Source organism: Pseudochelatococcus sp., assembly GCF_050946405.1.
Lineage (GTDB): Bacteria > Pseudomonadota > Alphaproteobacteria > Rhizobiales > Beijerinckiaceae > Pseudochelatococcus.
In genome coordinates this window covers 1-12298 of record NZ_JBMNUS010000003.1, presented here as the reverse complement: position 1 = coordinate 12298, position 12298 = coordinate 1, and the positions used below count along the sequence as shown (strand labels likewise).

Annotated in this window: 10 protein-coding genes and 1 pseudogene; 4 read left to right on the top strand and 7 right to left on the bottom strand. The window is 61.9% G+C overall.

Annotated features, from left to right (window positions below):
• Positions 1 to 50: 50 nt before the first annotated feature.
• Entirely contained in the window at positions 51 to 1298 is a 1248-nt protein-coding gene (gene hutI, locus ACOYJQ_RS06470; protein WP_433457216.1) for an imidazolonepropionase, read from the bottom strand.
• A gap of 124 nt (positions 1299 to 1422) precedes the next feature.
• Here hutI and ACOYJQ_RS06465 point away from each other — a divergent pair, with 124 nt between their 5' ends.
• A complete protein-coding gene (locus tag ACOYJQ_RS06465; RefSeq protein WP_433457215.1) occupies positions 1423 to 2784 on the top strand; it encodes a formimidoylglutamate deiminase in 1362 nt (453 codons plus the stop codon).
• Between the two features lie 157 nt (positions 2785 to 2941).
• On the opposite strand, the gene ACOYJQ_RS06460 is transcribed toward ACOYJQ_RS06465, so the two are convergent.
• The 5 genes from ACOYJQ_RS06460 to ACOYJQ_RS06440 all read right to left on the bottom strand — a co-directional run bounded on the left by ACOYJQ_RS06460 (position 2942) and on the right by ACOYJQ_RS06440 (position 8230).
• On the bottom strand, positions 2942 to 3730 hold the full coding sequence (locus tag ACOYJQ_RS06460) for an ABC transporter permease (RefSeq protein WP_433457214.1): 789 nt from the start codon (positions 3728 to 3730) through the stop codon (positions 2942 to 2944).
• Positions 3731 to 3765: 35 nt separating this feature from the next.
• Positions 3766 to 4677: an ABC transporter permease gene (locus ACOYJQ_RS06455; protein WP_433457213.1), complete on the bottom strand. Its 912-nt coding sequence runs from the start codon at positions 4675 to 4677 to the stop codon at positions 3766 to 3768.
• Positions 4646 to 5728, bottom strand: a complete 1083-nt coding sequence (locus tag ACOYJQ_RS06450) for an ABC transporter ATP-binding protein (RefSeq protein ID WP_433457212.1) — start codon at positions 5726 to 5728, stop codon at positions 4646 to 4648. Before ACOYJQ_RS06450 ends, ACOYJQ_RS06455 begins: the two co-directional genes overlap by 32 nt.
• Positions 5728 to 7005, bottom strand: coding sequence for an ABC transporter substrate-binding protein (locus ACOYJQ_RS06445; protein WP_433457211.1), 1278 nt, complete (start codon positions 7003 to 7005; stop codon positions 5728 to 5730). Before ACOYJQ_RS06445 ends, ACOYJQ_RS06450 begins: the two co-directional genes overlap by 1 nt.
• Positions 7006 to 7282: 277 nt before the next feature.
• A complete protein-coding gene (locus tag ACOYJQ_RS06440) occupies positions 7283 to 8230 on the bottom strand; it encodes a hypothetical protein (RefSeq protein WP_433457209.1) in 948 nt (315 codons plus the stop codon).
• 404 nt (positions 8231 to 8634) lie between these two features.
• Between ACOYJQ_RS06440 and ACOYJQ_RS06435 the strand changes: the two genes are divergently transcribed.
• From ACOYJQ_RS06435 to hutC, 3 genes are all read left to right on the top strand, one after another.
• Positions 8635 to 9597 carry a hypothetical protein gene (locus tag ACOYJQ_RS06435; protein WP_433457208.1) on the top strand — a complete coding sequence of 321 codons (963 nt, stop codon included), beginning with the start codon at positions 8635 to 8637 and terminating at the stop codon, positions 9595 to 9597.
• 170 nt (positions 9598 to 9767) lie between these two features.
• On the top strand, positions 9768 to 11315 hold the full coding sequence (hutH, locus tag ACOYJQ_RS06430) for a histidine ammonia-lyase (protein WP_433457207.1): 1548 nt from the start codon (positions 9768 to 9770) through the stop codon (positions 11313 to 11315).
• 110 nt (positions 11316 to 11425) lie between these two features.
• Positions 11426 to 12175 carry a histidine utilization repressor gene (hutC, locus tag ACOYJQ_RS06425; RefSeq protein ID WP_433457206.1) on the top strand — a complete coding sequence of 250 codons (750 nt, stop codon included), beginning with the start codon at positions 11426 to 11428 and terminating at the stop codon, positions 12173 to 12175.
• Positions 12176 to 12184: 9 nt separating this feature from the next.
• Here hutC and ACOYJQ_RS06420 read toward each other — a convergent pair.
• A pseudogene (locus ACOYJQ_RS06420) lies at positions 12185 to 12298 on the bottom strand (IS5/IS1182 family transposase); the annotation flags it as partial.

Here is a 12298-nt window from a genome sequence, read left to right as displayed (position 1 = left end):
TGAAAATATTGGCTCTGACGGCGCCCCGACAGCGGCCGTGATCTGCGCATTCAGGGCGTCAGGCGTTGGCCCCTGAAGATGCGGGCATGCAGCGGATTGAAGCCGATGCGATAAACAAGCTCGGCCGGCCGGGCTATGTCCCAGACGGCGAAGTCGGCCGATTTCCCGACTTCAAGCGTTCCCGTGATCGATAGCAGGCCGAGGGCGCGCGCGGCCTCGCGCGTGACGCCCGCCAGGCATTCGTCGACGTTCAATCCGAAAAGCGTGGCGGACATGTTCATGGCCAGCAGCAGCGAGGTCAGCGGCGAGGTGCCCGGATTGCAATCCGTCGCGATGGCGATCGGCGCGCCGGCGTCGCGCAAAGCCCGCACCGGCGGCAACTGCTTTTCCCGCAGGGTATAAAAGGCCCCCGGCAGCAGCACGGCCACGGTCCCGGCCGCCGCCAGGGCGCGGGCGCCGTCTTCATCGAGATATTCGAGATGATCCGCCGAAAGCGCCCCGCGGGAAGCCGCAAGCCGGGCGCCGCCGAGATTGCTCAACTGCTCGGCGTGCAGCTTGACGGGAAGCCCGAGCCTCTCCGCAGCGTCGAAGACGCGGGAAATCTCGTCACAGGAAAACGCTATGCTCTCGCAGAACCCGTCGACCGCATCGACCAGCCCCTGACGGGCCGCCGCTTCGAGACCCGGAACGACCACATCCGCGATGTATCCGGCATTGTCACCACAATAGGCTTCGGGCGTCGCGTGCGCGGCCAGATAGGTGGTTCTGATGCGCACGGGCCGAAGCCTGGCGAGTTTTCTGGCGGCCCGCAGCATCTTCAATTCGGCATCGATGTTGAGACCGTAGCCCGACTTGATCTCCACGGTGCAGACGCCTTCCGCGAGGAGCGCGTCCAGACGGGGCAGCGCCTGCCGCACCAGCTCGTCTTCCGACAATTCGTTGGTCGCCTTGACGGAAGAGATGATGCCGCCGCCCGCCCGCGCAATCTCCTCATAGGAGGCGCCGGCCAGCCTCATCTCGAACTCCAGCGCCCGGTCGCCGCCGTAGACAAGGTGCGTGTGGCAATCGACCGGCGCAGGCGTGATCCAGCGGCCCTCCAGATCGATTTCAGCCGCCCCCCGCGTCAGGGCTGGAGGGAGATTTGCGTCAGTGCCGACATAGGCGATCCGTTCGCCCTTGACGACGATCGCGCCCGCTTCGACGACACCCAGGCCGCCCGCTCCTTCCGCAACGGTCGCCAGGCGCGCATTCCTCCAGACAACGGTTTCCTCATCGGATGTGGACGGTGCCTCTGACAATTTCGGTCCCCGCTATCTGCATTTGTCTTTCCTTATTATGATTTTGTATATACCATTTATGCGAATTGCAAGCACCAAGTTGCGCGCATCGGGGATCGCCGAGCCATATTCGAGGGGGCAAGCCATGGCAATGATGAACGGAACAGCACTTTTCGCGCAGAAGGCCCTTTTGCCGGACGGTTGGCGCGACCGCGTTCGGCTGCTGGTCGAGGATGGGATCATCGTATCGGTTGAGGCGGATGCGACGCCGGCACCGGGCGACGAACGCCATGAGCTGATCCTGTCCGCGATGAGCAATCTCCACAGCCACGCCTTCCAGCGCGCCATGGCCGGGCTGACTGAAACGCGCGGGCCTGCCGACGACAGCTTCTGGAGCTGGCGCAATACAATGTATCGTTTCGCCCTGACGATGAGCCCCGAGGATGTCGAGGCCGTCGCGGCGCAGCTATACATGGAGATGCTGGAAGCAGGCTTCGGCCGTGTGGGCGAGTTCCACTACCTGCATCACGGACCGGACGGCGATCCCTACGCCAACATTGCCGAAATGGCGGAGCGTATCGTCGCCGCCGCGCATATTGCGGGCATAAACCTGACATTGCTGCCGGTATTCTACGCCCATTCGGGTTTCGGCGGGCTTGCGCCGGCGGACGGGCAACGGCGCTTCATCAATTCGCTGGACAGCTTCGAGCGCCTGATGAGCGGCTGCCGGTCGCTGATCGGCCAATGCGAGGGCGCCGCGCTCGGCGTCGCGCCGCACAGCCTGAGAGCCGTCACCCCGCAAGAGCTTGACGCGATCGTTCAGGCGTCGGCCGGGGGACCGATCCATATTCACATCGCGGAACAGACGAAGGAGGTCGCCGATTGCCTCGCGTGGTCTTCCGCCCGCCCCGTCGAATGGCTGCTGGACAACGCGTCGGTGGATGAGCGCTGGTGCCTCATTCACGCCACCCACATGACGGAGGCCGAAACCCGAAGCCTGGCGCGCAGCGGCGCCGTCGCCGGACTGTGCCCCATAACCGAGGCGAATCTCGGCGACGGCATCTTCTCCGGCCACATCTTCCTTGAGGAAGGAGGCCGGATCGGTGTCGGCTCCGACTCGAACGTCCTCATTTCCCTGAACGGGGAACTGCGGCAACTCGAATACTCGCAGCGGCTGGGGCGTCAGGCGCGAAACGTTCTGGCCGCGCCCTATCAATCCACCGGCCGTCATCTGCTGGATTCGGCGGCCCACGGCGGCGCTTTGGCGTTGCATGCGACGACCGGCATCGTCACGGGCCACCCCGCCGACATGCTGTCGCTCGATCTCACCGCCGCCCCGTATCTGGTGAACGACGAAATTCTGGATCACTGGATCTTTGCCGAGGGGGTAACGGTCGACAGCGTCTGGATTCGCGGCCGCCGGCAAGTCGTCGCGGGCCGCCATGTCGCGCGCGATGAAATCAATCGCCGGTTCGTGACGACGATGCGGAAACTGCTCCGTCAGTGAGCGCCCGGCCGGCGTGACATCGTTTTCCTCCGGCCGAACCCGAAGCCGTTCAAAAGAAAGGGGCGCCGGGCGCCCCTTTCTTCTTGATGGCCATCTTCACCTCTCCACCGCCCGACGCATGCCGATACTGAGCGATTCCTTTTGATCCGAAACCGCTTCAGCTACGGCGACCGGTAAAGACGTTGAGGCCCACGAGGCGATCGATGACGAGGACGATGATCGCGGAGCCGATGACCGACCAGGTCGAAACCGCCGCGATGATCGGCCTGTATTGGTACAGGAGATATTCGTAGATCTTGATCGGCAGCGGCTGCAACTCGCGCGGCGTGAGAAAGACGGAGATGGAAAAATCGTTCCACGACGTAATGAAGGCGAACAGAAAGCCCGCAATGACGCCCGGCTTGATCAGGGGCAATGTGACTGACACGAATGTTCGCCAGGGGGTCGCGCCCACGCTGCTGGCCGCATCTTCCAGCGCGGGATCGAGATGCTCCGTGACCGCCGTGATGGTTCGCACCGGATAGGGCATGGTGATGATCACATGGCCGATCATCAGGATGAACAGGTTGGTGACGCCGAACGCATAGATCATGACGGAATAGAGCGACAAGGCGAAGATCACCGAAGGGACGAGCAACGGCCCCATGAACGACAGGGTCAGCACCCTGGCCACCGCCGGCGGCGCCTTCCGCAACTGGAGCGCGACCGGAAGGGCGAAGAGCGTCGAGATCGAAGCCGCCGCAACCGCCACGACAAGGCTGATCAGCGCGCCATTGACGAAGCTGCCTTCCGTGAGCGCCGCGACCATCCAGTGCAAGGTCAGTTGGCGCGGCGGGAAGAACATCGCTTCCGCGTTGAGCGCGGCGCCGGCCACCACGACAAGCGGCGCGACGACGAAGATGAACGCGAAGAAGGCGGCGATTCCCAGCCCCGTCGGCAAGGGCAACCGCCATTTCCCGTTTGATATTGCTGTCGAGACGGTCATGCTGCTTTCCTCGCCGTGCGGAAGGTTCGACTGATGACGAGCAGATAGAGCGCCGTGATCACGATGCTCAGCATCGTCAGGCTGATCCCGACCGCGGCGGCGAACGGGAAGTTGCCCTGCACCGTCGCCTGATCATAGGCCATCTTGCCCATCATCCTGACCCGGCCGCCCCCCATGAGCGAGGGAATGGCGAAGGCCGCGGCGTTCAGGGTGAAGGCGATCAGCGTGCCCGCCACGACGCCCGGGAGCGACAGCGGAAAGGTCACGGCCCAGAAGGTCCTGATCCGGTTCGCGCCGACGCTGGCCGCCGCCTCCTTGAGCGCCGGATCGATCGCGGCGATCACGCCGATGAGAGGCAGGACGACATAGGGCACGGCGATCTGCACCAGTCCGATCAGCACGCCAAGCTCGGTATACATGATGCGAACCTTCGGCAGGCCGATCATGGTCAACGCGCTGTCGATCAGCCCGCCGCTCATCAGCAGAACGTTCAAGCCGAATATTCGAATGACGATGTTGACCGAGAGCGAGACGACCACCATGCTGGTGAGAAAGCCTCTGCGATGCGGGGGAAGCTCGGCAATGTAATAGGCGAGCACGTATCCGACGATCAGTGCCAGCACCGTGGAGGCAACCGAAAGCTTCACGGTCGTCCAGAGCGCCGTTTCCAGATAGAAGGGATCCGTCCAGAAACGCGCGTAATGCTCCAGCGTGCCGGTGAATGCGGGCGGACTGCCGACCTCGTGCGTCGACATGCTCGTCGCCACGAGCCAACCCATGGGCACGAAAAAGAAAAGGATGACGAAGACGAACGGCACGAACAGCGGCGCTTGCGTGGCCCACGCAACGGCCCGCTCCCGGAGCCCGCCGTGATCGTCAGTCTGTGGCAATGACGGCGTTGGCGACATTGATCCTCACCTTGTCTCCGGGTTTCAGGACATCGACATTCGATCGTTCCTGCAAGAAGACCGATGTCTCGGGATCGTGATTCAGCTTGATCCCGTATCGTACCGCCGAGCCCTCGTAGATCACGTCGCCCACGGTGCCTGCGAGCTGGTTCGCCGGCGGCTGATCGCCCTGCCGCTCCAGCACGAGCCACTCGGGCCGAATGATGACGGTGACTTTTTCGCCGGCCGGTTTCACCGAGGGCGCATAGGCGCCGACGACGGCACCGTTGCCGAGCCTGATCCGGGCCCTGCCCTCTCCTGCGTTCTCCACCAGCTCGCCGGGCAGGAAATTGGCGCTTCCGAGGAAGCCGGCGACGAACCGGTTCGCCGGACGCTCATACACGGTTCGCGGATCGGCAATCTGCTGTATCCTCCCCGATTGCATGACGACGACCTGATCCGACATGGAGAGCGCCTCCTCCTGATCATGGGTGACGAACAACATGGTCACGCCGAGAGACCTCTGGAGACGCTTCAGCTCGATGCGCAGTTCTTCCCTCAGCCGGCGATCGAGATTGGAGAGGGGCTCATCGAGAATGATCACCTCGGGATCGATGGCGAGAGCCCGCGCCATGGCGACGCGCTGCTGCTGCCCGCCGCTCAGCTCGCGCGGATAGCGATCCTTCAATCCCGTCAACTGAACCATGTCGAGCGCCCGGTCCACGCGGCGGGCGATCTCCTCCCGGCCCAGCTTGCGAATGCGCAGGCCGAACCCGAGGATCTCGGCGACGGTCATATGGGGCCAGAGAGCGTAGTTCTGAAAAACGACGCCGATGTTGCGCCTGTAGGGCGGCAGGCGCGTCACTTCCCTGCCCCTGATCGAGACATGCCCGCTATCGGGGATGATGAATCCCCCGATAACACGCAGCGTCGTCGTCTTGCCGCACCCGCTGGGACCAAGAACGGTGATGAACTCACCGCGCCTGACCTGGAGGGAGACGTCATCGAGCACGGTGACGGCTCCGTAACGCTTGCCGCAATGCGACAGCTCGATATCGAAATTCCCGGCCATTAGCGTTGAATTTCCCGTTCCCAGCGCTGCTGCCACTGATCGTAGACCGAGACGATGTACTTCCAGTCGGCGCTTTGCAGATCCTTCACGTTATCCGGCGTGATCATGATCTTCGCCTGCACTTCCGCCGGCAGCCTGACTTCACGGTTCGTCGGGAAATATCCGAGGCGCGCCGCCATGTTGAGACCGGATTCCGGGCTCAGCAGATGGTTGACCAGCTTCTGCGCCAGCTCGGCGTTCGGCCGGCCGGCGACGACGCTGAGCGTGGAGGCGAGCGGGAAAAAGCCTTCCTTCGGAATGGTGCCCTGGATCTTGACGCCTTCGGTGTCACTCGCCCACGCAATGCGGCCGTCCGTCCACATGCTCATGGAGATTTGATCGTTGCGATAGAGTTCCAGATGGTGAGCGTGGGAATCGACCCAGACATCGATGTTCCGGGCGATTTTCGCCACCTCGGCGAAGCCGGCGTCGGGATCGCGCTCGCTGCCGCCGGCGCGCTTGGCGAACAGGGTGATCAGGTCGATGTTTTCCGGGCGGAAGCCGCGCAGGGCGATGCGGCCCTTGTATTCGGGCTTCGCCAGATCATACCAGGATTCCGGGGCCTTGACCTCCGCCGGGTTGTACGCGACCACATATGCGCCGAAATTCGCCGCCACGACCGCGTCGGAGTAGATGGCGTTCGGATAGAGGTTCTTCAGGTTGGGAACCAGGCCGGGATCGAGGGGCACGAACGCCTTTTCCGCTTCCATACGGAGGGCGAACACCGGATCGGACACGATCACGTCGACTTCCTTGTTGCGAACTCGGGCGATGTTGTTCGCACCCGAGCCCGCAACGATGGTGATCTTGACGCCGTTTTCCTGCTCGAAGGACTTGACGCTCGCAGCCATCGCCTCGTCGTAGGCGCCGCCGAACCCGCTAAGGATCAGCTCTCCCTGTTGCGCCAGAGTGGCCGAACTCAGCGCGCAGGCCGCCGCCATCATCATGCCGCCGACGACGGCTTTCCTGAATTGCCATTTCATGGATATGCTCCCCTGTGGTTGGAATTGCTCCGCTCCGACGCGATCGGGACGAGATGAAGCGTTTCCCGTCCGGCACGACGCCGGAACGCGAGCATTCAGCTGATTTTCCGGTTTCATGAACGGCCCCTCTCGTTCCAGGGGCATATCAGTTCGCAGACGAACGGCGCCCTCGGCGGGTCCGCCACGGGACACCGGCTGCAAGTTCAGCGCAATTGAACAGGTCCCGCCGGAGGTTTCGACATCGAAAGCCTCCAAAGCTCCTCAAGGCATGCGGCCGCTCAGGCGTGCGACTGCCCCGGATCACGCCGGAAAGCCGACGGACGGCAAGGATTCCCGCCGCAGGCCGCGCTCTCGGGAGCGTGACCGATCATCTCAGGTTCGAACCGGAATGTCATTGCATCGTTCTCCTCTGTCCGCATTTTTTCTGCGGTTTGGTATATACATATTATCAGGTAGGATCGGCCGATCAAGTCACATTTTTCACTGCCCGGATTGAAACGGCCCCGCTGCGGGGCCGCATGACCTGTCGTTCTCAGGCGCGTTCAACGGTCAGGAAGACGGGCTCCTTCGTCTCGAAGGTGCTCTTCAGCACGGCGCGCCCCACTTCCGTAAGCAGATCGCGGTATTCGGGCAGGATCTCGCCGAGAACGGGGGTTTCGATGTCTTCGGTGACTTCGCCATATTGAACGATGAGCTTGTTGCCGGTTCCCTGCGAATAGCGAATGCGGCCGACGGGAGCGTCGCACTGGCGCTCCTTCACATGCACGGGCGAGGTGCTGACGACGGGCGCCCAGGCGTACATGGATTCACCGCTGACGACGGCGTGGTCCTGCACAACGGTGAAGGGCAGTTGGCTGAGAACGTCGTCGCAAAGTTCCGGGTTTTCCTTCGTGGCGAAAACCGCAATGACGCTGATGCCCAACGGCTGCCAGGTCAGGCGGACTTTTTGGCCGTCGGCGATGTGAACGCGGCGCGAAAGGTCCGCCAGCGCCGCGACCGAGCCCTCCGGCGCGGTATAGGTGAGATGCTTGCCGATGTCCCACGGGAAATAGTGGAACGACCAGGCCGCAAGGCGATTGAGATACCCGAGGAAAGCGCGAACGGCCTCGATGGCCTCTTCACGGCTTGAAGCGGTCGGCAGATGCTTGCTCACGGCGGCCGCGAGCGCGCCCATCTGGGGAAAGCCGCTGTACCGGAGATAGTTGCTGTATGCATAGTCGAAGCGATCGACGAGCGCGCAACATTGCTCCAGGGAGAACCGCCGATCTTCGAACGTCTTCAGAAGCGGATACCAAGTATACATGGACTGGTCGCGGATCATGCCGTTCGCGAAATCCCATGTCGTGAAATATTGATTGTTGGTACCGACTTCCAGTTTGCCGCTGCGAATTTGAAGAATTTCCCCCGGTTCGGTGCTTTCGATAGCGATCGTTGCTTCCTTCACCGCCTTAACGACGTCATTCAAGCTGTTAAACGACATTTCGCAGATTCCTGTCTTTGACCGAGCGGCAACCAGCCCGCACCGTGCCAGCATATCCAATGAGGCAGTTTTGTATATACCAAAAATGGAATTTGTTCGGGCAATCGGATCCGGCATTTCGGAGAATCGAAACAAACAAAGTACATAATCACTGAAAGCAGCCTGCCTTCGCGCCGGAACCGGCAAGGAAAGGCCGAATCCGGTTGGAGGGCCGCCGCGGAATCGATTCACGGGAAAGAGCGAATTCCTGCGCAGATGTAGACAAAATACCTATTTTGTATGGTATTTTTCTATTCCATTCGCAGAAATATGCCTTGCGGAACGCGGAATGACCTATATGGTATATACCTATTCGGGCCATTTATCTCATCTGGCCTGATCAATTACCAAAATGGGGATATGAAATGGGTAGGCTGATTGATATCGCATGGCCGGAGCTCGACATCGTTGTGGTGGCCGAACTCGCGGACGAGGAAAACCCGGAACTTTGCGAAGAGTTCTGGCAGGATCTTCCCTTCAAGGTGATGCAGGCCCATCCGGTGGTGTCGGGAGAGTCGCTTTATGCGTGGACGCCGACGATCAGCACCGCGCCGGTTCGCCTGCGCCGCCGCATCATCGATTGCGCGGTCGGCGATCTGAGGTATTCGCAAGCCACCGGCAACAAATTCTCGATCCAGTACGGCAAGGGGCTTGAGCCGCTCGCCCAGCCGGTGCTTGGAAAAGTCCTGCCTGAATATCACCATCTGTTGCCGGTCGTCGGAAAGGCGATATGGAACAACCTGTTCTTCGCCAAGGAAAAAATCTTTGTCGAAGTGAAGCCGCACGACCCGTCGCAGACCTTCACGGGTGAAGGCCGCTTCGCGAACCTCAAGGGCGTCGCGGCGGAATTCTACAACGAGGCGAAGCGAATCCAGACGGTGGAGCCGGAAGACCTGCGGCGCATACGCACCGGCGAGATCGGCGACACGGGAACATACGGCCAGTATTTCACTGCCTGGGATTTCGCCAACGGCATGTTGCGCGATTACATCATGTACACCGCCTATCCGCTCCTGAAGCTGATCGACACGCTTTCCCACGAGGACTTCGTGGCGGCTGTCGACGCGTTCGATCCGGCCTATTCCGAATATCTCGGCTATTCGGGGCTGAACACGCTTCTCGACTTCTCGAACAAGCTGCGCGCCGCCATCCGCGAGACCGACGACAAGGAGGAACTGCGCACGCTTCTGCGGACCTTCATTATGTACGGCAACCGCCTCTGCGCCTGGTCGTACCACTACTTCCCCTGGTATCTCGGCATGTTCTACGGCCGGGCCGTGAACGGCCAGGAATTCCCCGGCCGCTTCAACCCGGTCAAGCCCGCATAATCAACCCTGTAGCGCAAGAACCCGTGTCATGGGCGGCCTTCACACCGAAGGCCGCCCATGTCATTTGCGGAGAGAGCGCTTTACATCCGCGTGAATTTCGTATGGTATATACAAATATAGGGCATATTGCGAATATGTCTGGCCAACCCTTATCCTTCCAAGGTATCGATATGTCGCGCACGCTTGTTCCCGGAAATGTCTCGCTCGAAACATTGGCAGCCGTCTACGAGAACTCGTGGATCCCCGTGCTGGATGAGAACGCCCTGAAGCGGGTGCAGGCGTCGGCCGACAGGGTCGCCGAGATCGCCGGCGGCGAGAAGGCGCATTACGGGATCAACACCGGCTTCGGCAAGCTCGCGAGCGTGCGCATTCCCGCGGGCGACGTCGAGACCTTGCAGCGGAACCTGATCCTCTCTCATTGCTGCGGCGTGGGCGCTCCGCTCGCCGATGGCATCGTTCGGCTCATCATGACGCTGAAACTGATTTCCCTCGGACGGGGCGCCTCGGGCGTGCGGCCGCAGGTCATCCACACGCTCGGCGCCATGCTGGAGAAAAACGTTCTTCCGGTCATTCCCGGGAAGGGGTCCGTCGGGGCATCGGGCGACCTTGCGCCGCTCGCCCATATGACGGCGGCCTTGATCGGCGAGGGCGAAGCGAAATTCGACGGCGAGGTCATGCCGGCGAAGGAAGCCCTTGCAAAGGCGGGCATCGCCCCGATCATCCTGAGGGCCAAGGAGGGCCTTGCGATGATCAACGGCACCCAGACGTCGACCGCGCTCGCCCTGGCCGGGCTCCTCCGCGCCCATCGCGCGCTGATTTCGTCGCTGGTTTCCGGCGCGCTCTCCACCGACGCCGCCATGGGGTCGACATCGCCTTTCCACCCGGAGATCCATGCGCTTCGCGGCCATCAGGGCCAGATCGACGCCGCCGCGGCGCTGAGCGCGCTGATGAGCGGCTCGGAAATCCGCGCAAGTCACGAAGAAGGCGACGAGCGCGTGCAAGATCCCTATTGCCTGCGCTGCCAGCCCCAGGTCGTCGGCGCGTGTCTGGATCTTCTGCGCCAGGCGGCGCGCACCCTGATCGTCGAGGCGAACGCGGCCACGGACAATCCGCTCGTCCTGTCCGACGGAACGATCGTCTCCGGCGGCAACTTCCACGCGGAGCCCGTCGCGTTCGCGGCGGATCAGATCGCAATCGCCGTCTGCGAAATCGGCGCCATCGCCCAGCGGCGCATCGCCCTGCTGGTGGACCCCGTCCTGAGTTACGGATTGCCGGCTTTCCTGACACCCAAGCCCGGCCTCAACTCCGGCTTCATGATCGCGGAAGTCACCTCGGCGGCGCTGATGTCGGAGAACAAGCAGATGGCGCATCCCGCTTCGGTGGATTCCACCCCGACCTCGGCGAATCAGGAAGACCATGTTTCCATGGCCTGCCATGGCGCCCGCCGCCTCCTCCAGATGACCGAAAACCTGTTCGCGATCGTGGGCATCGAGGCCATCAGCGCCGCGCAGGGCATCGATCTGCGCGCGCCCCTCACCTCCAGCCCGGCGCTCGATGCCGTCCGCGAGGTCATACGTGCCGAGATACCGAAGCTCGATGACGACCGCTACATGGCGGGGGACCTCAACCGCGCGACCGGGCTTATCGCGGACGGCCGCCTGATCGCCCCGTTGGCGGGCGAGATCCTGCCGGCTCTCCGACCGGCCGCGCCCCTTTGATGTACGTGCAAATCACCATATGTTATATACCAATAAGAAGTTTTTTTCAGATGGTGAGAGAGGTACGATCGTGAGCTATTCCCCCATCCTCAAGGCAGCATCTTCCGCCCATGGATGAGCTTGCAACGGAAAAACAGGCCTCGTCTCGCTACGCGGAGATTCAGCGCGACATCGAGAGCAAGATAGCGACCGGAGAATGGGGGCCGGGCACCCGGATTCCGCCGGAACGCGAATTGGTCGAGCTCTATAACTGTTCGCGGATGACGGTGAACAAGGCCCTGTCGAGCCTGGCCGCTTCCGGCATGATTTCCCGGAAGCGGCGGTCCGGCTCTTTCGTCGCGCCGCCGCGGATCGAAGAGCCGCTGATGCATATTCAGGACATCCATGCGGAGGTATTGGCGATCGATCGAACCTATTCGTTCGAGATCACCAACCGCAGCATTCGAAAAGCGACCGATCAGCTCGACGCGCGCCATGTCGGCGTCCCCATCGGAACGCGCCTTCTGACCCTCGAGGTCATGCACTACGCCGACAATCTCCCGTTTACGATGGAGACGCGCCAGATTAATCTCGATGCCGTTCCGCAAGTGGAAAGGCTTCAGTTCAAGGATGAGCCGCCCGGCAGTTGGCTATTGCACAATGTGCCGTTTACCGAGGGGGAACATTCGATACGGGCCGTGTCGGCGGATGCCATTCTCGCCAAAAGGCTGCAAGTCGTCGAACGCACCGCGTGCATTTCCGTCGCTCGCAGGACATGGCTGGACGGGCAACTCATCACTTTCGTCCGCCTCATTTACCCCGGCGATCGGCACCGCTTCGTCGTTCGCTTCAACTCCTCGACACAGCCAGGCGTCTCCTAGGGTCGAGACTCAACGCAACCAGCATGTGACGAGCGCCGCGAGGCATAGAGAAGCGAGATAGTTTCTGGCCAGCTTGTCGTATCTGGTTGCGATGCGCCTGAAATCCTTGAGGCGGCAGAACAT